The 21,733-nt window shown below is 75.4% G+C and carries 16 protein-coding genes; 6 read left to right on the forward strand and 10 right to left on the reverse strand.

The features are described from left to right. Window positions 1-15: 15 nt before the first annotated feature. Together BX286_RS04515 and BX286_RS04520 are read right to left on the reverse strand one after the other, a co-directional pair. Window positions 16-798: a bifunctional 2-polyprenyl-6-hydroxyphenol methylase/3-demethylubiquinol 3-O-methyltransferase UbiG gene (locus BX286_RS04515; RefSeq protein ID WP_159036887.1), complete on the reverse strand. Its 783-nt coding sequence runs from the start codon at window positions 796-798 to the stop codon at window positions 16-18. Continuing rightward, window positions 795-2,006 (reverse strand): MFS transporter, encoded by a 1,212-nt coding sequence (locus tag BX286_RS04520; protein ID WP_121017561.1) that lies wholly within the window; start codon window positions 2,004-2,006, stop codon window positions 795-797. The genes BX286_RS04515 and BX286_RS04520 overlap by 4 nt, the downstream gene beginning before the upstream one ends. 72 nt (window positions 2,007-2,078) lie before the next feature. Here BX286_RS04520 and BX286_RS04525 point away from each other — a divergent pair, with 72 nt between their 5' ends. Beyond that, window positions 2,079-2,834 (forward strand): DeoR/GlpR family DNA-binding transcription regulator, encoded by a 756-nt coding sequence (locus tag BX286_RS04525; protein WP_079424001.1) that lies wholly within the window; start codon window positions 2,079-2,081, stop codon window positions 2,832-2,834. A gap of 90 nt (window positions 2,835-2,924) precedes the next feature. On the opposite strand, the gene BX286_RS04530 is transcribed toward BX286_RS04525, so the two are convergent. The 4 genes from BX286_RS04530 to BX286_RS04545 all read right to left on the reverse strand — a co-directional run bounded on the left by BX286_RS04530 (window position 2,925) and on the right by BX286_RS04545 (window position 6,047). After that, complete coding sequence (locus BX286_RS04530) at window positions 2,925-3,665, reverse strand: SOS response-associated peptidase (protein ID WP_121014591.1); 741 nt, start codon at window positions 3,663-3,665, stop codon at window positions 2,925-2,927. 70 nt (window positions 3,666-3,735) lie between these two features. Further along, the gene (locus tag BX286_RS04535; protein ID WP_121014592.1) at window positions 3,736-4,032 is read right to left on the reverse strand and encodes an SHOCT domain-containing protein; all 297 of its coding nucleotides are present in this window, start codon (window positions 4,030-4,032) and stop codon (window positions 3,736-3,738) included. 147 nt (window positions 4,033-4,179) lie between these two features. Next, window positions 4,180-4,845: a response regulator transcription factor gene (locus BX286_RS04540; RefSeq protein ID WP_079424006.1), complete on the reverse strand. Its 666-nt coding sequence runs from the start codon at window positions 4,843-4,845 to the stop codon at window positions 4,180-4,182. Next, window positions 4,842-6,047, reverse strand: coding sequence for a sensor histidine kinase (locus BX286_RS04545; RefSeq protein ID WP_121014593.1), 1,206 nt, complete (start codon window positions 6,045-6,047; stop codon window positions 4,842-4,844). Before BX286_RS04545 ends, BX286_RS04540 begins: the two co-directional genes overlap by 4 nt. A 247-nt stretch (window positions 6,048-6,294) precedes the next feature. Between BX286_RS04545 and BX286_RS04550 the strand changes: the two genes are divergently transcribed. The 3 genes from BX286_RS04550 (at window position 6,295) to BX286_RS04560 (ending at window position 9,519) form a co-directional block, all read left to right on the forward strand. Beyond that, window positions 6,295-6,546, forward strand: a complete 252-nt coding sequence (locus tag BX286_RS04550) for a hypothetical protein (protein ID WP_079424010.1) — start codon at window positions 6,295-6,297, stop codon at window positions 6,544-6,546. Window positions 6,547-6,714: 168 nt separating this feature from the next. Then, window positions 6,715-7,215, forward strand: coding sequence for a hypothetical protein (locus tag BX286_RS04555; RefSeq protein WP_187344088.1), 501 nt, complete (start codon window positions 6,715-6,717; stop codon window positions 7,213-7,215). A 159-nt stretch (window positions 7,216-7,374) separates the two neighbouring features. Beyond that, window positions 7,375-9,519, forward strand: coding sequence for a SpoIIE family protein phosphatase (locus BX286_RS04560; RefSeq protein WP_121014595.1), 2,145 nt, complete (start codon window positions 7,375-7,377; stop codon window positions 9,517-9,519). 65 nt (window positions 9,520-9,584) lie between these two features. Here BX286_RS04560 and BX286_RS04565 read toward each other — a convergent pair whose 3' ends face one another. From BX286_RS04565 to BX286_RS04580, 4 genes are all read right to left on the reverse strand, one after another. Further along, window positions 9,585-10,805, reverse strand: a complete 1,221-nt coding sequence (locus tag BX286_RS04565) for a PP2C family protein-serine/threonine phosphatase (protein ID WP_261993357.1) — start codon at window positions 10,803-10,805, stop codon at window positions 9,585-9,587. 100 nt (window positions 10,806-10,905) lie between these two features. Continuing rightward, complete coding sequence (locus BX286_RS04570) at window positions 10,906-12,963, reverse strand: prolyl oligopeptidase family protein (protein ID WP_100864705.1); 2,058 nt, start codon at window positions 12,961-12,963, stop codon at window positions 10,906-10,908. 64 nt (window positions 12,964-13,027) lie between these two features. Then, window positions 13,028-13,942, reverse strand: a complete 915-nt coding sequence (locus tag BX286_RS04575) for an oxidoreductase (protein ID WP_100864706.1) — start codon at window positions 13,940-13,942, stop codon at window positions 13,028-13,030. Between the two features lie 177 nt (window positions 13,943-14,119). Then, window positions 14,120-17,359 (reverse strand): TIM-barrel domain-containing protein, encoded by a 3,240-nt coding sequence (locus tag BX286_RS04580; RefSeq protein WP_121014597.1) that lies wholly within the window; start codon window positions 17,357-17,359, stop codon window positions 14,120-14,122. Window positions 17,360-18,141: 782 nt separating this feature from the next. Here BX286_RS04580 and BX286_RS37375 point away from each other — a divergent pair. Together BX286_RS37375 and BX286_RS04590 are read left to right on the forward strand one after the other, a co-directional pair. Next, window positions 18,142-21,081: a D-alanyl-D-alanine carboxypeptidase gene (locus BX286_RS37375; RefSeq protein ID WP_261993358.1), complete on the forward strand. Its 2,940-nt coding sequence runs from the start codon at window positions 18,142-18,144 to the stop codon at window positions 21,079-21,081. A gap of 65 nt (window positions 21,082-21,146) precedes the next feature. Then, window positions 21,147-21,695: a YcxB family protein gene (locus BX286_RS04590; RefSeq protein ID WP_100864708.1), complete on the forward strand. Its 549-nt coding sequence runs from the start codon at window positions 21,147-21,149 to the stop codon at window positions 21,693-21,695. The last annotated feature ends 38 nt before the right edge of the window (window positions 21,696-21,733 follow it).

A 21,733-nucleotide genomic window follows, 5' to 3' on the forward strand; every position in this document is an offset into this window, starting at 1 on the left:
GTTCACCCAGACGGCTCAGGCCGCCAGCGCCGTGGTCACCACGAGCGGGGGACGCTCCCGCTCGGCGGTCCAGGGGCGGCTTCGGACCAGGTCCGGGTCGGCGGTCTCCAGCGCCTCCGCGACCGTCGGGCGCTCCTGGACCACCTCCCGGAAACCGGCCCGTTCCAGCAGCCCGGGGAGCCTGCCGACGGGCCAGGCGTGGTTCCGCACCTCCTGCCAGGAGCCGTCGGTGCGCCGCAGCCGCACGGTCAGGCCCTGGCCCGGCGTGTGGACCGTGCCGGGATCGCCGATCCGCAGGGAGGCGTACTCCGCGCCCCCGCAGTCGGGGTCGGTGGACAGCAGGACGAACGGTCCTCCGGGGCGCAGCAGCCGGCGGACCTCGGTGAACACCGACAGCACCGCCGGCTCGTCCGGCAGCGAGGCGAGGACGTGGCTGCACATCACCGCGTCGGCGCAGGCGTCGTCGAGGCCCTCCGTCCGCCCGTCCTCGACCAGGTGGAACTCAGCGACGGCGGTTCCGGCGGCGCGGGCCAGTGCCAGCATCTCGGGCGAGGCGTCCACCCCGATCACCCGCGCGCCCAGCTGCCGGGCCGCCTGGTCGGCCACCTTGCCGGGCCCGCAGCCGTAGTCGACCAGGACGGCGCCCGCGCCGATCCGGCGGGACAGGGCCCGGAAGACGAAGGGGTAGCCGAGCAGCCAGTCCGTGGCCGCCTCCACCGCGGCGAAGGCCCGCGCGCCCTCGCTCCCGGACCAGGCCGCGCCGGCCCCTCGGGGGTCCCACGTCCGTTCGTCGCTCACAGCTCCACTATCGGCCCACCGTGGGGACCGGGCACGGTGGCCGCGCCGGTGGCGGCCGGGTCGGGGCGGAGGGCGGGCGCGGCCAGGGCGGCGAAGGCGCAGCAGGCCACGGGCAGCAGCAGGGCCGGGCCGAGCGGTACGAGGCGGGTGAGCGGGCCGATCACGGCGGGGCCGGCGAGCATGCCGAGGTAGCCGAGGCCCGCGACGCGCGAGACGTTGGCCCCGGCGGCGTCGGGGTCGGCGTGGCCCGCCGCGCTGAACAGCTGGGGGACGCAGCCGGAGAGGCCCGCGCCGAAGAGGGTCCAGCCGGCCAGGGCCACCGGCGCGGCGGCCGCGGCGACGGCCAGGGCGAGGCCGGCCCCGGCGAGCGCGGCGCCGTAGCGCAGGACGGCGACGGGACCGGTCCGTGCGGTGATGCGGTCGGTGAGGAGCCGGCCGGCGGTCATGGCGGTGGCGAAGGCCCCGTAGGCGAGGGCGGCGGTGGCTGCGGGCGCGCCGAAGGAGTCGCGCAGGTGGAGCACGCTCCAGTCGTTGGCGACGCCCTCGCAGAGCATCAGGAGGAAGGCCAGGACGGCGAGCATCCGGATGCGCGGCGGGGTCCGGCGGCGGGTGGGGGCGGCCGCGGGGTGCGGGGTGGCGGCCGCGGGTTCCCCGGGCAGGAGGGCGGGGGCGAGCAGGAGCGCGAGGAGGAGGCCGCCGAGGGCTGTGGCGCCCAGGGTGGCGGCGGGGGGAGTTCCGGCGCCGAGGGCGAGGGCTCCGGCCAGGGCGGCGAGGACGCCGCCGATGGAGAACACGGCGTGGAAGGCCGACATGACGGGCCGGCCGTAGCCGCGTTCGACCTGGACGGCGTGGGTGTTCATGGCGACGTCCAGGCAGCCGTTGCCGAAGCCGAGCAGCAGCAGGGCCCCGCCGAGGGAAGGGGCGTCGACGGCCAGGGCGGGCAGCACCACCGCGGCGCTGCACAGCCCCGCGCCGGCGGGGACGACCAGGCGGGCGCCGAAGCGGTCGGTGAGCGGGCCGGCGATCCGCATCCCGGCGAAGGCCCCGGCCCCCAGGAGGAGCAGGAGCCAGCCGAGCAGGGCGTGGCCGACGCCGGTGCGCTGTTCCACCGGGGGGATGTGGACGATCCACATCCCCATGACGAATCCGTTGAGGGCGAAGCAGGCCGTGGTGGCGGCGCGCGCCTTCCTGAGTGTGGTCATCTCCATGAGATCGAACATATCAAACATCATTCGTGTTCGAAACTTGCGTTTCAAACACGCTGGCTGTTCAATCGGAGTATGAGTGCAGACCGCCTGAGGCAGATCACCGACGCCGTGCGCGCCGGTGGCAGCCGTAGCGTCGCCGAGCTCGCGGAGCTCACCGGCGCCTCCGAGATGACGATCCGCCGCGACCTGGAGGCCCTCGCCGAGCAGGGGGTGCTGGAGCGCTACCGGGGCGGGGCCCGCAGCCTGCTGCTGCGCGGCGAGGAGGCCCCGTTCCCGCTGCGCGCCCGCGACGGGCTGGAGGTGAAGCGCCGCCTGGCCGCCGAGGTCGCCGCCCTGCTCGCGGACGGGGAGTCGGTCGTCCTGGACAGCGGGACCACCTGCCTGGAGGTGGCCCGCGCGCTGCACCACCGCAGGCTGACGGTCATGCCGCTGTCCCTGCACGCCGCCAACGCCCTGGCCGACGCGCCCCGCCTGACGCTGCTCCTCCCCGGCGGGGCGCCGCGCCGCGGGGAGCTCGCACTGACCGGGCCGCTGACGGAGGCCTCGCTCGCCGCGCTGCGGTTCGACACCGCGGTGATCGGCTGCTGCGGGCTGTCGGCGGCGGACGGGCTGACCGCCTACGACCTGGCCGACGCCGCCGTCAAACGCGCGGCGATCGCCTCGGCCCGCCGGGTCGTCGCCGTCACCGAGTCCGTGAAGCTCTCGCGCACCGCCCTCGCCCATGTCCTGCCGGCCTCCGCGCTGCACGCCGTCGTCACCGACCGGGCGGCGCCGCAGGACGCGACCGACGCGCTGGCGGCGGCCGGCGTCACCGTACGGAAGGTGTGACGGGATGACCCGGCTCGTCGAGGCGGCCGGAGCCGAGCGGGCGCCGTTCAGGCCCTCGGCCCGGCCTGAGGGTGCGGCCGAGGGCGGCCGTCACCGCGCGCCGGGGGCGTCGGCCAGGAGTTCGGGGCCGTTGTTGCGGACGTTGTTGACGGCCGTGGTGACCGCGCGGGCCGCCAGGCGGCCCGCGGCCGGGGTGGTCAGGAGGGCGCGCAGGGCGGACGGGTCCTCGTGCGCGGGGTCGAGCCAGGCGTCGTAGTGCGCCGGGGTGACGGCCAGCGGCATGCGGGGGTGGACGCGGCCCGCGGCGTCGGTGGCCTCGGTGGTGATGACGGTGCAGGTCGACCACCAGGCGGCCGGGTCCTCCGGGTCCGGGACGGCGGGGTCGCGCCAGAACTCGTACAGGCCCGCCATCGCCATCACCGAGCCGTCCTGCGGGCTGATGAAGTACGGCTGCTTGTAGGCCTTCGCGGTGGCGGTGGCCGGGACGGCCTCCCACTCGTAGAAGCCGTCGGCGGGCAGCAGGCAGCGGCGTCTGGCGAAGGCACGGCGGTAGGCGGGCTTCTCCGCCACCGTCTCGACCCGGGCATTGATCATTCTGGCCCCGCCGTCCGGGCTCTTGGACCAGGACGGCACCAGCCCCCAGCGAAGGGCCCGCAACTGCCGCTCCAGGACCCCGCTCTGCCGGTCCGCCCGCTCCAGCACCGCCCACACCGGGTCGGTGGGGGCGACGTTCCAGCTGGGCGGGAGGACCAGGTCGGGGGCGGGCGGGACGGCGTCGAAGAGGCCCGTCAGGTCCTCGGGGCTGCGAGTGGAGACGTAACGGCCGCACATGGCCCCAGCCTCCCACGCGCCGCCGGCCCGGGCGCGGCGCCGGGTGGGCGGGTCGGGCCGGCGGGCCGGGTCAGGCCGGGCCGCCCTTGAGGGGGCGGCCGAACTGCTCGTCCAGGACGGAGAGGCGGCGCCAGTACTCGTCCTCGTCGATCTCGCCGGAGGCGAAGCGCCGGCCCAGGACGGCGATCGGCGAGGGGCCGCCGTACGCGGCCTCGCGGGCCGCCTGCCACGGTGCCCGGCGGCCGCCGCGCCAGGCGGTGCGGCGCAGCACGGTGACGACCGTGACCACGACCGCCGCCCAGATCAGGGGGGCGAACAGGATCCACGGGCCGGGTCCGTCGTAGGCGAGGGTGGTGAGGGGGTTCATGGTGGTTCAGCTCCTCGGGAGTGCCGGTGTCTCGTTCTGGTCCGAGAGTGGCCCCCGGGAGGGGTCCGGGGCGTCGTACGGCCGGCTGCACCTCGGGTACTTCCGCGGGAGTACGCGGGATCGGGGAGCGGGGGGACGGGGCGGTCGTCAGCCCAGCCAGCCCGGCCGGACCAGGCCGGACTCGTAGGCCAGGACCACCAGCTGGGCCCGGTCGCGGGCGCCCAGCTTGACCATCGTGCGGCTGACGTGCGTCTTCGCGGTGAGCGGGCTGACGACCAGGCGGCGGGCGATCTCCTCGTTGGACAGGCCCATGCCGACCAGGGCCATGACCTCCCGCTCACGGTCGGTGAGCCGCTCCAGCCCCTCGGCGGAGGCCGGTTCGCGGGACCGGGCGGCGAACTCGGAGATCAGGCGGCGGGTGACGCCCGGGGAGAGCAGGGCGTCTCCGGCGACCACCGCCCGCACCGCGCGCAGGAGTTCCGCGGGCTCGGTGTCCTTGACCAGGAAGCCGGAGGCGCCGGCGCGGATCGCCTCGAAGACGTACTCGTCGAGCTCGAAAGTCGTCAGCATGACCACCCGGGTGCCGGCGAGCGTGCCGTCGGCGGTGATGGCGCGGGTGGCGGCGAGCCCGTCGGTTTCCGGCATGCGGATGTCCATCAGGACCACGTCGGGGCGCAGTTCCCGGGCCAGCCGGACCGCCTCCCGCCCGTCGGCCGCCTCGCCGGTCACCTCGATGTCGGGCTGGGCGTCGAGCAGGGCCCGGAACCCTGCGCGTACGAGCAGCTGGTCGTCGGCGAGCAGGACGCGGATCACGGGGCCTCCCGGTCGGGGTCGGGGTCCAGCGGGAGGGTCGCCTGTATACGGAAGCCGCCGTCGGGGCGCGGGCCGGCCTCGATGCCGCCGCCGAGGGCGGCGGCCCGCTCCCGCATCCCGGCGAGGCCGTTGCCGCTGCCGCCGGCGGGGCTGCCGGTGGCCGGGCCGTCGTCGTCGACCCGCAGTTCAAGGGCCTCGGGCCGCCAGCCGATGCGGATGCGGGCGGTGCGCGATCCGGAGTGCCGTACGACGTTCGTCAGGGCCTCCTGGAGGATGCGGAAGGCGGCGAGGTCCGCTCCCGGCGGCAGGGTCCGGGCCCGCCCGACGGTCTCGGTATCGACCCTGAGCCCCGTGGCTGCGGCCTGCTCGACCAGCTCGGGGAGCCGGTCGAGGCCCGGGGCCGGGGCACGCGGGGCGGCGCCGGGGGCGCGGAGGGTGTCGAGGGCCTGGCGGATTTCGCCGAGCGCCTCCTTGCCGGCGGCCTTGATGGTGGTCAGGGCCGTGCGGGCCTGCTCGGGGTCGGTGTCGAGCAGGGCCAGTCCCACCCCCGCCTGGACGTTGATCACCGAGATGCTGTGGGCGAGGACGTCATGCAGCTCGCGGGCGATCCGCAGCCGTTCCTCGTCGGCCCGGCGGCCCGCGGCGGCCGCCCGCTCGGCCCGCTCGCGCGCCCACTGCTCGCGGCGCAGCCGGACCAGCTCGAAGACGGCGAACATGGCGAGCACCCAGGCCGTGACGCCCAGCTCCTGCCCCCAGGGGGCCGGACCGTCCCCCGCGGGAGGCAGCCGGCGGTACAGCCAGTGGGCGATGAGCAGGTGCCCGGCCCAGAGCAGGCCCGCCGCGCCCCAGGCGGCCCCGCGGTGCCCGGCGACGACGGCCGCGAAGCAGGCCACCGCCACGGCGGCGAAAACGGGGCCGTACGGGAAGCCGGCCGCGAGGTACACCAGGGTGACGGCGCTGACCCCGTACGCGACGGCGACCGGGTACCGGTGCCGTACCACCAGCAGGGCGGGGCCGGTCAGGAGCAGGATCCGGGCGAAGGCGTCCAGCGGGACCCGGCCGGTGTGCGCCTGCGCGGCCCATCCGGAGCCGGCCTGGGCGACGACGGCGACGAGCAGCGCGGACCGCCAGGCCGGGCCCCGCCCGGTCCGCTGCACCCACTGCCGCCACGGGGGTCCCGGGCGTACGCTCCGCGTTTCCATACGATCACGCTAGACCGGCCCCGCCCTCACCCGCGTCACCCGGGCGTAGCGTTCCCGGCGTACTCCCCAGGTAGTACACCGGTGTACGCCGCCCCGGGCGGCGGCGGCCGGGACCCCGCGCCCGGGCCCGGGCCGCCCGCCCGGACTCCGGCACTCCCGCCCCGTCCTCGGCCGCCCCGCCCGGAGCGCCCGGCCGGCCGGATCCCGTCCGGATGCGCCCGGCCCGGGCCGGATCCACGGTGGAGGGATGGAGCACGCGCCGATCGTCGTACACCGTGTCTCGCCGTCGGGCGGCCGCCGGGTGAGCCTGCGCACCGAGGGCCGCGAGACGGTCCTGGGCGTCGCGCACTCGGACCCCGACGTCATCGAGTTCCTGCGCCGCGCCGAGGTACCGGACCCCGACGAGGTGGTCCTCGGCGGCACGCTCCCGCTGATCGAATGGCAGGGCGACGCCCCGCACGTGTACGAGGCCGAGACGGCCGCCGCCGACCTCCCCTGACACCGCGCGCGCCCCGCCCCGGCCCGCCGGTGGGCGTCGCATTCCGGCCATACTTGACACGGGCATGACATCACTCGCGACTTCTCAAGACCCCTGTGGCACGCTCCCTGCGCACTCGGTACCGCCCTCGCACCACACCCCCACAAGGACGTGCCACAGAGGAGCGACATGATCAACCGCGCGAAACTCGCCATAGCGGCCCTGGCCCTCGCGGCCACCGTCGGCAGCATCACGAGCGCCGCAGCCCTCGGCCCCACCGCCGACCAGCAGGCCGACGGCGTCATCGTGGTGGCGGGCAACACCTGCACCTGGACCAACGCCCGCACCAGCGCCAATCCCCCCAGCGCCCTCACCGTCGACCGCACCAGCATCAACAAGCCCGGCGGCAACCTCGCCTGCGACGGCGGGATCACCGCCTCGCTCAACAACAACCCGGCCTTCACGTTCGACGACGCGACCGCCACCGCCCGCACGGACCTGATCGACATCACCGGCCAGCAGAGCTTCGTCTCCTGCCGCTACAAGGCCACGAACATCGTGTGGGACCGTGACGGGACCACCCGCAAGTACGTCAACCGCGCCTTCACCGCCACCAAGGCTTCGGGCAGCTTCCTGTGCCCGGCCTCGGTCACGACGGCGGCCGGCGGCGCCTCCATGCTCTTCCACTGACCGCCCGGCCGGGGGTGCCGCCCGGCGCGGCGGCGCCCCCGGCCCTCACCCACTTCCCTCGCCCCCGGCCCCACCGGTCCCGATGGCCCCCGCCGGGTCGCCGGGCCCGGCGCGGGGCCTCAGCATGGAAGGAGCTCCGTCCGGGTGAGGAGGCCGGTGATGGCCGATGCGCAGCCCGCTCCGCCGGCCGAAGGCCCCGGGGACGAGCCCCCCGCGCCCGCGCCCGGCCCCGCCGCGCCCCCGCCGGCCCCGGCCCCGCAGCCGGGACCCCCGCCGGCCGGGTCCCCCTCGGCGGGCGGTCTCCTCGACGTCCTCGGGGTGGCCGCGGTCGTACTGGACGCCGAGGGCCGGATCCATCTGTGGAGCCCGCAGGCCGCCGCCCTGTTCGGCTACCCCGCCGAAGAGGCCCTGGGCCAGTACGCGGCGACCCTGCTGGTGGCGGAGGACAACCGCGAGGAGGTGCTCGGCCTGTTCGCCCAGGTGATGGCGGGCCGGGGCGCCTGGGCGGGCACCTTCCCCGTCCGCCACCGCGACGGCCACACCGTGCTCGTCGAGTTCCGCAACATGCGGCTCCAGGCCGACCACGGCGGGACGTTCGCCCTCGGGCTCGCCTCGGAGCAGGCCACCCTGCGCCGGGTCGAACGCGACCTCGCCCTCTCCCTCCGGCTGGTCGACCAGTCCCCCATCGGCCTGGCCGTCCTCGACGCCGACCTGCGGTACGTCCTGGTCAACCCCGCCCTGGAACGGATCAACGGGGTGCCGTCCGAACGGCACCTCGGGCAGCGGATCGGCGACATCCTGCCCTTCGTCGACGCTCCGGCCGTCGAGGCACGGATGCGCGAGGTCATGGAGAGCGGCGTGCCGGTGCTGGACAACTTCACCACCGGCACGATCTCCGAGGACGAGGGCGAACGCGCCTGGCTGCTGTCCATCTACCGGCTGGAGGACCAGTCCTCCCGGGTGATCGGCGTCGCCGTGTCGGTGGTGGACGTGACCGAACAGCACCGGGTCGCGGTCTCCGCGGCCCACGCCCGGCGCCGCCTGTCACTGATCGCGGACGCCTCCGTGCGCATCGGCACCACCCTCGACCTGGACATCACCGCCCGGGAGCTGGCCGACGTCGCCGTGCCGGAGATCGCCGACATCGCCGCCGTCGACGTCCTCGACACCGTGCTCACGGGCGGCCGTCCGGGCGACGGAGCCGACGACCGGACCGTGCGGTTCCGGGCGCTGGCGGTCAAGGCCGGCTACCGCACCCCCGCCGAGGACGCCGCCGACCCCGTCGGGGACGTGGCCCTGTACCGCACCGACCGGCTGGTGGCACGCTGCGCCCGCACCGCCCGGCCCGTCCTCGTCCCGCACGTCACCGCGGAGGACCTGCCGCGCATCGCCCGCGACGAGGAGGCCGCCCGGCAACTGGCCGAGGCGGGGGTGCACTCGTACCTCGCGGTCCCGCTGATCGCCCGCAGCCAGGTACTGGGCACCCTCGACCTCAAGCGGGCCCGCAACCCCGTACCGTTCGGCCAGGACGACGTGCTGCTCGCCGCCGAACTGGCCGCCCACGCCGCCGTGTCCATCGACAACGCCCGCTGGTACCAGCGCCAGCGCCACGCCGCCCTCGCCCTCCAGCGCCATCTGCTTCCGCAGCACCCGCCGGACGCCCCCGGCCTGGACATCGCCTACCGGTACCAGCCGGCCGGAGCGGCCGACGAGACCGGCGGCGACTGGTTCGACGTCATCCCGCTCACCGGCGACCGGACCGCGCTGGTCGTCGGCGACGTGATGGGCAGCGGCATCAACGCCGCCGCGACGATGGGACAGCTGCGCGCCACCGCCCGGGCGCTGGGCCGCCTCGGCCTCGATCCGGCGACGGTCCTCACCCACCTCGACGCGGCGACGGCCGACCTGGGCGAGGCCATGGCCACCTGCGTCTACGCCGTCTACGACCCGCACTCACGGCTCTGCCACATCGCCACGGCCGGCCACCTGCCGCCCGTGCACCTGCGCAGCGGGCGCCAGCCGAGGCTGGTCCAGCTGACCACGGCCGTGCCGCTGGGGGTCGGCGGCGTCCCCTTCCACACCACGGCGTTCACCCTGGACCAGGGCGACGAGCTCGTCCTCTACACGGACGGGCTGGTCGAGACCCGTGACCAGGACATCGACACCCGGCTGCTGACCCTGACCGACCTGCTGGCGGGCCCGCACCGCCCGATCGAGGAGACCTGCGACCTGCTGCTGTCGGCCCTGCGCCGTCCCGACACGCACGACGACGTCGTCCTGCTCATCGCCCGCGCCCACGCCTGAGCCCGCCTCGCGCCCGAGACCGCCCCACGCCCGAGACCGCCCGACGGGTGCGCGGGTGCGCGGGCTCACGGGTGCGCGGGCGGCCGGGAGCGGATCCTGGCCGTGAGGACGGCGACGTCGTCCTCGGCGTGGCGGGCGTCCAGGCCCGCCACCAGCGCCTCCACGGCCTCCGCCGGGCTCGCGCGGGCCGGCAGCCGCAGGGCCGTCAGGCGGGCCAGGGAGTCGTCGATGTCCTCCCCGCGCCGTTCCACGAGCCCGTCGGTGTAGAGCACCAGGGTCTCCTCCTCGGTGAGGGGGTGCGCCGCGGACTCGTACCCGCCCAGGCCCGTGCCGAGCGGCGGCCCGACCGGCACGTCCAGCAGCCGGCCGGTGCCGTCGGCGGCGAACACCGCGGGCGGCAGGTGGCCGGCGTTGGCGAAGAGGGCGGTGCCGCGCGCCGGGTCGACGCGGGCGAGCAGGCAGGTGGCGGGGCGGCGGGCCGCGTCCTCGGCGACCAGGGCGTCGAGCTGGCGCAGCACGCGGTGCGGGGCGAGCTCGGTGGAGGCGACCTCGCGCAGGGTGGAGCGGTAGGCGTTCATGTCGACGGCGGCGTCCAGGCCGTGGCCCATCACGTCGCCGACGACCAGCAGGGTCCGCCCGAAGTGCAGCCGGACCGTCTCGAACCAGTCGCCGCCGACCAGGGCGCTCGGTCCGACGGGCAGGTAGCGGCCGGCGATCAGCAGGTTGGGGTGGGGGCGGCCGGGGGCGGCGACGAGGGCCCGCTGGAGGTCGAGCGCGACGCGTTCGGTGGCGGCGAGCCGGCGGGCGTGGCGGATGTGCACGGCCGCGACCCGTGCCGCGAAGTGCAGGGCGGCGGCCTCGTGGTCGGTGAAGGCGGTGCCGGTGCGCACCGCGAGGAGGGTGCCGTACGAGGTCCCGTGCCGGGTCAGCGCCACGGACAGGCCGTGCACCGGGGAGCCACCGGGGCGCAGGGTCCAGCTGCGCAGCGGGTGGCCCTCGTCGACCGCGCGGACGGCGGGCCGTCCGGCGGGCACCGGGGCGGGAGCGGGGGCGCGGAGCAGGCCGACGGCCCCGGCCGCGGCGACGCGTTCGGTGCGGCCCTCGACGGTCAGGTCGACGGCCGCCGCGTCGCCCAGGGTGCGCAAGACGAAAGCCGCGAGTTCCCGGCAGGTGGTCGTCTCGTCGTCGCCGGTGCCGATGGCCTCCAGGGTCTCGGCCGGCGACGGCGTCCGGTGCGCGGCCCCGTGGCGGGTCCGGCCGGTGGGGTGCCCGTCGCGATCCGACACGTGTCCTCCTCTCCCGCGCCCGGCAGGCGGCCCGGTGCGGGCCGCCTGCCGGTCCATTCCACCAGGCCGGGGGCGGCGGGCGGGGCAGCGCGCCGGTCGGTCACCTCGGCGGGGTCAGGCGCTCCCGGAGGAAGGTGTGCACCAGGGCTTCGTTGAAGGCGGTCTGCTGGTGGTCGGTGGCTCCGGAGTGGCCGCCTCCGAGGTGCTCGTGGAAGAGGACCGGGTGCCCGAGTTCCCGCAGCCGGGCGGCCATCTTGCGGGCGTGGCCGGGGTGGACCCGGTCGTCGCGGGTGGAGGTGAGCAGCAGCAGGGGCGGGTACGGGGGGCCGTCGGCGCGGATCCGGTGGTAGGGGGAGATGGCTTCGAGGTGGGGCCGGTCCGCCGGGTCGTCGGGGTCGCCGTACTCGGCGGTCCAGCTGGCTCCGGCGAGGAGCTTGTGGAAGCGGAGCATGTCGAGGAGCGGGACGTGGGCGACGACCGCGCCGAACAGCCCGGGTTCGCGGGTGAGCATGGCGCCCATCAGGAGGCCGCCGTTGCTGCCGCCCTCGATGCCGAGCTGGGCGGGGGTGGTGATGCCACGGGCGGTGAGGTCGCGGGCGACGGCGGCGAAGTCCTCGTAGGCCCGGACCCGGTTCGCGCCGAGGGCAGCCTGGTGCCAGGCGGGCCCGTACTCGTGGCCGCCGCGGATGCCGGCGACGACGTACGTGCCGCCGCGTGCGAGCCAGGCCCGGCCGGTGACGGCGCTGTAGGAGGGGACCATGGAGATCTCGAAGCCGCCGTACCCGTAGAGCAGGGCCGGACCGGGGCCGGGGCGGTCCTCGGGGCCGACGACGAAGTAGGGCACGCGGGTGCCGTCGGGCGAGGTGGCGAAGTACTGGCTGACGGTGAGCCCGGAGGTGTCGAAGAGGGCGGGGGCCTGCTTCAGGACCTCCAGGCCGGCGGTCCCGGCGACGCCCCGGTAGAGGGTGGAGGGCTGGAGGTGGCCGGTGACGTCGAGGAAGTACTCGTCGCTCTCGTCCGGGTCGGTGCAGGTCACCGTGGCCGTCGACAGGGGCGGTACGCCGGTGAGCGGGGCTCGGGTCCAGCCGTCCGGGCCGGGGGTCAGGAGCTCCAGGCGCGAGGAGACGTCGGCGCGGGTGCTCAGGATGAGGTGGTGGCGGGTCCAGCTGTAGCCGGCGAGGGCGGTGCGCTCGTCCGGGGTGAACAGGACCTGCGGGGTGCGGTCGCCGGCCCGGTAGGCGTCGAAGCCGAAGGCGAGGAGGCTGCCGGCGGGGTGTCCGAGCCAGGGCGAGCGGGGGTTGACGAGGAGCCAGTCGCGGTGGACGCCGGTGCCGGCGTCGTCCGGTACGTCGATCTTCTCCGGCGGGGCCGCGCCGTCCTCGGGGAGGAGGAACAGCTCCTGGTTCCAGAAGTCGATGTTCCGGACGGCGAAGTCCCGTTCGAAACCGGGGGTGTGGTCGCGCCAGCCGGTGGCGGAGAGGTCGGTGGGCCGGCCCTCGTAGACGAGTTCGGCTTCGTGCAGGGGGGTGCCGCGGCGCCAGCGGCGGACCTGGAGGGGGTAGCCGGAGGGGGACAGGGTGGCGGGGCCGAAGTCGGTGCCGATCCAGAGGTGGTCGGGGTCGATCCAGCCGACGCGGGTCTTGGCCTCCTCGACGGTGAAGCCGTCCTCGACGAACTCCAGCGTCTCCAGGTCGAACTCGCGGACCACGCAGGCGTCGGCGCCGTCGCGGGACAGCATGACGAGGGCGTGCCGGTGGCCGGGAGCCAGGACGCTGCTGCCGGCCCAGGCCCACTTCTCGCCCTCCGCTTCGGCGAGCGCGTCCAGGTCGAGGACGGTCTCCCAGTGCGGCCGCTCGGTGCGGTACTCCTCCAGGGCGGTGCGGCGCCAGATGCCGCGCAGCCGGTCGGCGTCCTGCCAGAAGTTGTACAGGTGGGGGCCGCGCCGGACGGTGTAGGGGATCCGGCCGTCGTCGTCGAGGACCTCGCGCACCTCGCGTTCCACGATCTTGAACCCGGGGGCGGCGGTCAGCGCGGCGACGGTTTCCGCGTTGCGCTCCCGCACCCAGGCGAGGGCGGCCTCGCCGGTCACGTCCTCCAGCCAGAGGTAGGGGTCGTGGGGGGAACCGGGCGCGGGGACGCGGGGGGCTTCATCGCTCATCCGCCGATTGTGCCGGACGCGGCCGGGGAGGACGGTCGCCCCCGCCCGCCCCGGCTCCCGGGGTCTAGGACCCGGTGTGGTGGAGGGTGTCCAGGCGGGCCAGGTCCTCCTCGGTCAGGCGCAGGGCGCCGGCGGCCACGTTGGCCTCGAGGTGGGCGGGGTTGCCGGTGCCGGGGATGGCCAGCATGTGGGGCCCCCGGTGCAGGGTCCAGGCGAGGCGGACCTGTGCGGTGCTCGCCCCGTGGGCCCGGGCGACGGCCAGCAGCTGCTCGCTCTCGGCGCTGCCGGCGCCGCCTTCGGCCCCGGAGGCGGCGATCGAGAAGAAGGGCACGAAGGCGATGCCCTGCTCGCCGCAGAAGCGGACGAACCGGTCCTGCTCCGGGCGGACGCCGATGCCGTACATGTTCTGCACGCAGACGACCGGGGCGACCGCCCTGGCCTCGGCGAGCTGCTCGGGGGTGACGTTGGAGACGCCGAGGTGGCGGATGAGGCCGGCCTCGCGGAGCTCGGCGAGGGCGCCGAAGCGGTCGCTGACGGAGTCGGTGCCGTTCACGCGCAGGTTGACCAGGTCGAGGTGGTCGCGGCCGAGCTGGCGGAGGTTCTCCTCGACCTGGCCGCGCAGCTCCCGCGGGGTGCGGGCGTGTTCGCTCCACTCCCCCGAGGGTGCGCGGTGGGGGCCGACCTTGGTGGCGATGACCAGGTCGTCCGGGTAGGGGCCGCCGAGGGCGCTCCTGATCAGCTCGTTGGCGGAGCGGAGCGGGGAGAAGTAGAAGGCGGCGGTGTCGATGTGGTTCACGCCGAGCTCGACGGCGCGGCGCAGCACGGCGATGGCCCGGGCGCGGTCGCTGGACAGGGAACCGGCCTGGAGGGCGGGCCCGTCCTGGGGCACGCGCATCGCCCCGAAGCCGATCCGGTTGACCGTCATGTCCCCCAGTGTCCAGGTGCCCGAGGCGGCTGCGGTGATCGTTTCTGTGGTCATCCGGGGATGATCTCCCGCGCGGCGTGCTCAGCACCAGGGGGGCATCTCCTTTCGCCCCGGACGCCGCCCCGCCCCGTCCCCGCCCTGTCGCCGCGCGCATCGGCGTGGCTGGGCGGGAGGGGACGGGGCCTGGTGGCCGCGGGTGCGCGCGGGCTGCGTCGGGGACGCGGGGTGGCGTCAGGGGGTGAAGGTCCAGCGTTGGGACGGGGTGGCCTTGCAGGGGGCGCGGGTGAGGGCGGAGCCGTTGGCGGTCAGGCACTGGCCGGTGGTGCGCAGGCTGCCGTCCGGGCCGGGTTGCCAGGTCTGGGCGGGGGTGGCCGCGCAGGGCTGGACGGTGATGCGGGCCGGGTCGGCGGCGTCGAGGCAGACGCCGTTGAGGCCGGTGAGGCGGCCGTCGCTCTGGAGGGTCCAGCGCTGGTTGGGGCCGCCGTGGCAGGAGTAGAGGGTCGGCACGGTGCCCGGGGTGGTGGCGCTGTGGGGGAGGTCGAGGCAGGTCGCGGTGGCCGCGTTGACGAGGGTGGCGTCGGCGGGGAGGGGGGTGGGGCGGCCGGTGAGGGTGATTTCCGCGGCGCTGGTCCACGGGCCCCTGCCCCCGGCTTCGGTCAGGGCGCGCAGGCGCAGGTAGCGGCCCGTGCGGGGGGCCAGGGTGACGGATTTCGCGGTCGCGGTGTCGGCGAAGGTGCCGGTGGCGGCCGGGGTGCCCCAGTCGGTGGTGGTGTCGGAGACGTAGACCTCGTAGCCGCCGATCCGGCCGTTGACGCCGCCGTCCTGGCGCGGCAGGTAGCCGAGGCCGTCGACGGTGTAGCGGGCGCCGAGGTCGATGCGGATCTCGTGCGGCAGGGGGGCCGGCTTGTTGGAGGACCAGGCGGTGTGCCAGAGGGTGGCGGGGTTGCCGTCGAAGGCGTTGACGGCGGCCCCGTTCTCCGCGGCCGTCTCCTGGCTGTCGGCGGAGAGCAGGGTCCAGGCGGACTGGGAGATGGGGGACGAGGTGGTCGGGATCGGGTCGGCGGCGGGGAGGGTGGTGCCGGTGGCGGTGACCGTGAAGGCGGCCGTCCTGGTCCCGGTCTTGACCCAGAGGACGCCGCCCCGGTCGGCCGGGTCGAAGAACCAGCCGGTGGTGGCCGAGTCGTAGGCGGCCTTGCTCGCCAGACGGGTGAGGGCCGTGCCGTCCAGGGTGAGGGCGGTGGGCGCGGTGGCCACGTGGAGGGTCAGCTCGTAGCCGCGGCCGGCGGGCTGTCCGGCGTAGCTGCCGGTGGGGGCGCCGACGGAGACGCTGACCGTGCCGGAGCCGCTCGCCGGGGCGGTGACGTCGACGCGCTGGCGGGCGTAGGCGCCCGAGGCGTAGGCGCGGGTGCGGCCGTCGTCCTCGTACAGGCTGAAGGAGGACGTGCCGCGGGGGTGGATGTCGTAGGTGAGGGTGGAGAGGGGTTTTTCGCCGCTGTAGTTCATCTGCGGCCACATCGGGACGACGGCACCGCCCTTGACGAAGAGGGGCAGGGTGTCGAGGGGGGCCTGGTAGCCGTTCAGCCAGCCGGGTCCGGCGTACGTCCTGCCCGTCCAGTAGTCCGTCCAGGTTCCGGCGGGCAGGTAGATGCCGTCGCGGACGGAGGTGTCGGAGACGACGGGGGCGACGAGGAAGGAGTCCCCGGCCATGAACTGGCCGCTGGTGAGGTTGCCGCGGGCCACCGGGTCGTCGGGGTACTCCAGGACCATGGCGCGGGTGCTCGGGACTCCGGTGTCGTGGGCGACGCGGCTCATCGTGTACAGGTAGGGCATCAGCCGCATCTTGAGCTGGAGGTACTTGCGGTTGACGGAGAGGTACGGCTCGGCGAAGCGCCAGGGCTGCTTGTCCTGGTAGCCGGCGGACGGGTTGGTCGCGCCCCAGCCGGACATGGTCATGAAGGCGGGGGTGAAGGCCTTCCACTGGAGGTCGCGGACGTACGTCTTGGGGCTGCCGCCGAAGATGCCGTCGACGTCGCCGGAGGCGTAGTTGATGCCGGACAGGCCGGCTCCGGCGATGGCGGGGACGTGCCAGCGCATGTCGTCCCAGGTGCCGTTCGTGTCCCCGGTCCAGACGACGGCGTTGCGCTGGGTGCCGGCCCAGCCGTCGACGGTCCAGACGTAGCGGCGGGCGTCGGAGTTCTTCTCGATGCCGTCGACGGCCTGCTGGACGCCCTGGAAGGCGGTCTTGTAGCCGCCGCCGATCCAGGCCACGTCGGTCTTGACGCCGCGGGAGCCGGCCGTGCCCACCTCGTCGGCGATGGAGCCGAGGCCGGTGGAGGTCCACAGGCCGGTCTGGAATCTCTTGGCCTTCAGGGCGTCGACCGTGGACTTCAGGGGCGCGGTGTAGCCGCAGCCGTAGCCGTCGTTGGGCAGGAACCAGCCCGAGGGCATGTCGGCGGCGCGGGCGTCGGCGGCGTAGCCGACCACGTCGGGGGTGGTCTGGTGGCGGAGCCTGCCGTGGTCGCCCTGGTAGGCGGGGTTGGAGGCGTTGAAGCAGTCGGCGTTGCCGAGTTCGAAGCCCCACATCGGCGCCATGAAGGGTTTGCCGCTGACGTCGGTGTAGGCGTCGAGGACGGATTTGAGGGAGTCGCCGGTGAAGTACCAGGCGTCGAACCGGTTCTCGTCATGGGTGAGGGTGGTGGGCGAGTTGAAGGCGTACGAGCCGGGGGCCCAGGTGTTGCGCATGACGCCGTAGTCGTTGGTGGACATGTAGAAGGGGGCCGGGCTGGCGTTGTCGTTCTCGCGCCAGTTGTTGTCGACGGCCACGGGAACGGTCTTGTCGCGCAGCGCCCATTCGCCGAGGCGCAGGCCGGTGCCGTAGAACTGCTCGTCGGCGCCGCGGGCGAGGGTCTGGACGGTCTTGCCGCCGCCCCATTTGGTGGGCTGGGTCTCCTGCCAGACGGGGGTGGAGTCGTCGGCGCGGTAGACGGAGAACATCAGCGGCGACTTGCCGACGTGGATGGACAGGGAGCCGGTGGTGATCCGGTAGTAGGTGCCCGCGTCGGTGTAACTCGCGGCCACGGGGCCGAAGTCGGTGGTGGGGGCGAGGTCGGAGCCGGCCGGGTCGTCGGTGAAGGAGCCGTCCGGGGACAGCCAGAGCCGGAAGATGTCGGCACGGGCGATGGACACCCGGGCCTTGGCTCCGCTGGTGGTGCTCACGGTGAAGGTGCCGCCCGACTGGGACAGGGCGGTGACCGAGCCGGCGGTGGAGGACGGGGCGGCGGGGGCGGCCGCCGCGCGGGCGGTGGCTGGGCCGGCGGCCGCGAGGCCCGCGACGGCCAGGGCGCCGGCGAGCAGGGCCGCGAGCCGGCTGCGGGCCCGGGTGCGGAGGTGCGGGGGGTGGTCGTGCCGGGTGCGGGGGTGGCCTTGCCTCGTGGTCGGTCTCGTCGTGCTCGGCGGAGGGGTCTGACTCATGGGGCAGCTCCTCGTGCGGTCCGGATGGCGGACTACCGCTTTGGCATGCACCCGGAAAGATAGCGACCCCGGCGGAGTTGGTGAAGGAACTTGCTCGAAGTGGTGCGTGACCGCGCAGTTTCGAGCAGCGGGGAGGGGCCAAAGGCCTGGCCGGGAAACGGCGTTTACCCCGGTCCCTGCCAGGGGAAGGCAGGGCAGGCAGGCCGTCGGTGGGCGGCCCCGGTCAGGATCAACAGGATTGCCTGCCGGCGCCGTTGGGCCGACGTGTGCGGTGGCGCGGCCCGGGGGCGGCTCGATGCCACAGGCCCGCAGCGCCTGCCTCCCCGGGAACGCCGACCGGAGCCGGACGGCGCTCGGGGCGGGTCCGCGGCGGCCGCGATGAGCCCGCCGTGATGTCCGCGCGCTCCGGGCCGGCCCCGAGGGCGCGGGGCCGGGCCGGTCGGCAAGCGCGGCGCGCAGGGGCCGAATGCGCCGCCGCCCGGGGGTGGGAGTGCGAACGCCGGCCGAAGGTGCCCGTGCCGGGGCGGGGTTCGGGGCGGGGTTCGACGGGCCGTTCGCGTTCGACCACCTGTCGAGGGACCGGCTGCCGACGGCCCGTGAGGGGGTGGCGGCCGGCGCGACCGGGGCTGTCAGGCGGCCGAGTATGACCGAACGGTCACAGCCCGCCGGGCGCGGAACGCGGATGCCGGGTCGAACATCTAGGTGATCAGCGGGCCGGAGACGGCCGTGCCGACATGACGGCGAGACCGGCGCGGCCGGGTGTGAACAGCAAGGTGGCGTGGATGAAGGCGGAAACGGTGACGGGCGGCGACGGAACCCTTGTCCTGACCGGACGGGAAGGGGCCGACGCGGACGCCCGTGCCCGGGCCGGGCGGGAACAGGGCGGAGCGGAGCCGGAACCGGATACCGCCCCCGCCGTGGAGGGCACGCCGACCGCTGCCACACCACCCCGGGCCGCGGACTCCGCAGCACCGGAGGCCACGGAGCCCGGGGCCACCGACACCCCCGCCAGGACGGCACGGAACCAGGACGACGCCGACGAGCCGGACGCCGGGCGGGGGCCTGCGCGAGCGCAGACGGCCCCGGGTGGCAGCGCCGACGGCGGGCCGACCACACCCCGGAGCGAGGACTCCGCCGCACAGGACGGGCAAACCGACACCGACGCCCCGGCCCGGCGGAAGCCCGCGCCGGCGCAGACGGCGCCCGGCGGCGCCGACGGCGGGAAGGCCGACCCCGTCGAGCCGACCGCACCTCAGGACGAGGACTCCGCCGCGCAGGAGGGCACGGAGCAGGGGGCCGCTGACGCCCTTGCCGCGGGCGGGCAGGAGCCGGCCGACGCCGATGCCCCGGCCGGGCGGAAGCCCGCAGGCGCGAAGACGGCGCCGGGTGGCGCTGCCGAGGGCGACCCGGCCGGTGTCACGGAACCCTCGGCCACGGCCCGGGACACGGACTCCGCAGCGCCGAAGACCCCGGACCCGCGGAAGCCCCGGGACACCCACACCGTCGCAGGTGCCGGCGCCCCGGCGGTGGCAGAGCCCCGCAGCGGCTCCGCCGAAGGGGATTCCTCCCGCCCGACCGGATCCGTGGACGCGCGGGAGCAGAAGCAAACCCCCGCGGAGGAGGACTCCCGTCCGGCCGAGGACGAGATCACTGACCGGGGAACCGAGGCCGAGCCCGCAGCCGGGAACGCCCCGGCGGAGGATCCCCGTGCCGCGCCGGGCGACGCACCTGGCCGGGGGGCGGCAGCCGGGCCCGGAGCCACGGACACCACCCCGGCGGAGCGGGACGCCTCCGGCCCACGCGCCGACACCCCCGGCCCGGAAGCGCCGGAGGGCGCCCCTGCCACCCGGGCCGGTGCCACGGACGGAGAGGGCCCGGACGAGCACGAGCAGCAGAGATCGGCAGCCGGAGCCCGCGGCACGCGGACCGACGGTACCGACCCGCAGGCGGACGACGAGTCCGCGGCGGCCACCACCGGCGCCGGCCCGGCCAAGGCGGGCGGCGCGGCACCCGTGCGCCGTCCCACATGGGCGGAGCGGGGCGACCAGCCGGACGAGGAGGACCCGCGCCCTTCGGGGCGCGACGGTGGAGCCGCATCGGCCACGGAGGACCCGGACGGCACCGCACCCGCCCGCCGCCCCTCCTGGGCGAAGGGCGACGACGGGCCGGAGGAGGGGCGCAACACCCCCGAGGAGCGGGCCCCGCACCGCCCCCGCGGGCCCGGGCCCGAGGACCGCGACGCCGCCGGGCCGAAGCCCGCGCCCGCCCCCGCGGCCCAGCCGTCGCCCCCGGCCCCGGAACCGACCCGGGAAGCCCCCCGCCCCGTCCCCGAACCCACCCGGCAGGCCCCCCGCCCGGCCCTGGAACCCACCCGGGAGGCCCCCCGCCCCGTCCTCGAACCCACCCGGGAGACCCCCCGCCCGGCCCTCGACCTGCTCGCCGAGCTCACCAACACCCCTCCCCCGCCGGAGACCCCGGCCCGTACCCTCACGCGCCGCGTCAAGGTGTGGACCCCGATCGTGCTGCTGCTCGGGGCCGCCGTCGCGGGGGGCCAGATGCTGCGCCCGCTGCCGGCCCCGCAGCTCGTCGGCGCCCAGGACTCGGTCACCCTGGACGGCACGCTGTCCATCCCCTGGCCGGCCCAGGGTCAGGGGGCCGTCCGCCTCTCGGGATCCGGTGACATCGCGGCCTTCGGCGAGCAGAAGCCGGTGCCGACGGCCAGCGTGGCGAAGGTGATGACGGCGTACGTCATCCTCCGGGACCACCCGCTCCGCAAGGACGAAGCCGGTCCCCAGATCGAGATCGACGCGCAGGCGGCCGCCGAGAGCAATTCCGACGACGAGTCGCGGATCAAACACCTCACGGCCGGCCAGAAGTTCAGCCAGCGGGAACTGCTCAAGATGGTGATGGTCCCGTCCGCCAACAACATCGCCCGCCTGCTCGCCCGCTGGGACGGCGGCAGCGGCGGCGAGGCGGCCTTCGTCGCGAAGATGAACGCGGCCGCCAGGGAACTGGGGATGCGGGACACCACGTACACGGACCCCAGCGGCCTGAACTCCGGCACGGTCAGCACCGCCGTCGACCAGCTCAAGCTCGCCGAGGCCGCGATGCAGGACGAGGTCTTCCGCGCGATCGTGACGGTGACCGACGAAAAGATCGATGGGGTGGCCGAGCCGCTCCACAACAACAATGATCTGCTGTGGGTCAAGGGGCTGGGCAACAAGGGCATCAAGACCGGTTCCAGCACGGCCGCGGGCGGCACGCTGGTATGGGCCGCGGACAAGGCGGTCGGTGGCGAGACCCCGCTGGTCATCGGCGCGCTGATGGACCAGCACGCACCCCCTCCGGACCCCTATGCCGGCAAGAGCCTCGCCCTGGTGCTGGAGAACAGCCGCAAGGTCATCGAGGCCGTCCGCAAGGCCCTCGCCGCCACTCCCGTGATCCACAAGGGGCAGACGGTCGGCCACGTCTCCGACGGGCTCGGGGGCCGGACCCCGCTCGTCGCGACGAAGGACCTCTCGGTGATCGGGGTACCGGGCCAGCGGCTGCGGCTCACGCTCGGCACGGCCGGCGGGAAGCCCGTTCCGCACGAGGCCCCGGCGGGCACCGAGGTGGGTGTGCTGACCGTGGGAGACGGTCCGGGCGCGAAGACGGTCCCGGTCGCGGTGGGCACGGAGCTCGCGGAGCCCTCGTTCGGCACCCGGGTGACCCGGCTCTCCTGACGCCCCGTTCCCTCCCGCCGGACCCGTATCCGGCGGGAGGGAACGGAACGCTATGCTCCGCCCTTGTGAACGACAACGGCATAGACCTGCGCCCGGACGCCCGGTCCGCGGGCGGCGAAGTCCTGCGGTACAGGGGACGGGTGGAGAAGAACGAGCTGCGCGCGGCGCTCAAGGCGGCGGGGGTGCTGCGCCGGACGCGGTTGATCGCTGCCGTCGGGGCGCTCGCCATCGCGCTGCTGGGCGTGCGGATCACCGCCGACGGCGCATCGGTCCGCTTCGTCTACGTGGCCGCGGCGGCCGTGTACGGCACGGTGTTCTGCCTGCTGATGCCCCGCCGGATCGTCTCCCGTGCGTTCAAGTCCGCCCAGGCCCATGGGGAGAGGGAGTGTGCCGTGGACGACGACGGCATCACCGTCTTCTGCGCCGAGGGCGAGCAGGCGCGCATGTCCTGGGACCAGCTGCAGCGGTTCCACGAGACGCCCGACATCTACGCCCTCGTGGGCAGGACCGGCCGGAAGACCTGCTTCTTCGTCCTGCCCAAGAGGCTGATGACCGCGCCCGGCCAGGTCGAACTGGTCGGCGCCCTGCTCGACTCACGGCTGCGGCGCGCCTGACGAAGCCGACTCCACCGGCGGGATCCGGACACACGGGT

Origin of the sequence: Streptomyces sp. 3211.6 (assembly GCF_003634815.1) — a bacterium.
GTDB classification, from domain to species: domain Bacteria; phylum Actinomycetota; class Actinomycetes; order Streptomycetales; family Streptomycetaceae; genus Streptomyces; species Streptomyces katrae_A.

Coding starts and splice junctions, on each gene's coding strand:
- BX286_RS04520 (WP_121017561.1), bottom strand. CDS start 2,006: ATGGAGATGACCACACTCAGGAAGGCGCGCGCCGCCACCACGGCCTGC.
- BX286_RS04545 (WP_121014593.1), bottom strand. CDS start 6,047: ATGGAAACGCGGAGCGTACGCCCGGGACCCCCGTGGCGGCAGTGGGTG.
- BX286_RS04580 (WP_121014597.1), bottom strand. CDS start 17,359: ATGAGTCAGACCCCTCCGCCGAGCACGACGAGACCGACCACGAGGCAA.
- BX286_RS04570 (WP_100864705.1), bottom strand. CDS start 12,963: ATGAGCGATGAAGCCCCCCGCGTCCCCGCGCCCGGTTCCCCCCACGAC.
- BX286_RS04530 (WP_121014591.1), bottom strand. CDS start 3,665: ATGTGCGGCCGTTACGTCTCCACTCGCAGCCCCGAGGACCTGACGGGC.
- BX286_RS04535 (WP_121014592.1), bottom strand. CDS start 4,032: ATGAACCCCCTCACCACCCTCGCCTACGACGGACCCGGCCCGTGGATC.
- BX286_RS04575 (WP_100864706.1), bottom strand. CDS start 13,942: ATGACCACAGAAACGATCACCGCAGCCGCCTCGGGCACCTGGACACTG.
- BX286_RS04550 (WP_079424010.1), top strand. CDS start 6,295: ATGGAGCACGCGCCGATCGTCGTACACCGTGTCTCGCCGTCGGGCGGC.
- BX286_RS04560 (WP_121014595.1), top strand. CDS start 7,375: ATGGCCGATGCGCAGCCCGCTCCGCCGGCCGAAGGCCCCGGGGACGAG.
- BX286_RS04525 (WP_079424001.1), top strand. CDS start 2,079: ATGAGTGCAGACCGCCTGAGGCAGATCACCGACGCCGTGCGCGCCGGT.
- BX286_RS04555 (WP_187344088.1), top strand. CDS start 6,715: ATGATCAACCGCGCGAAACTCGCCATAGCGGCCCTGGCCCTCGCGGCC.
- BX286_RS37375 (WP_261993358.1), top strand. CDS start 18,142: ATGAAGGCGGAAACGGTGACGGGCGGCGACGGAACCCTTGTCCTGACC.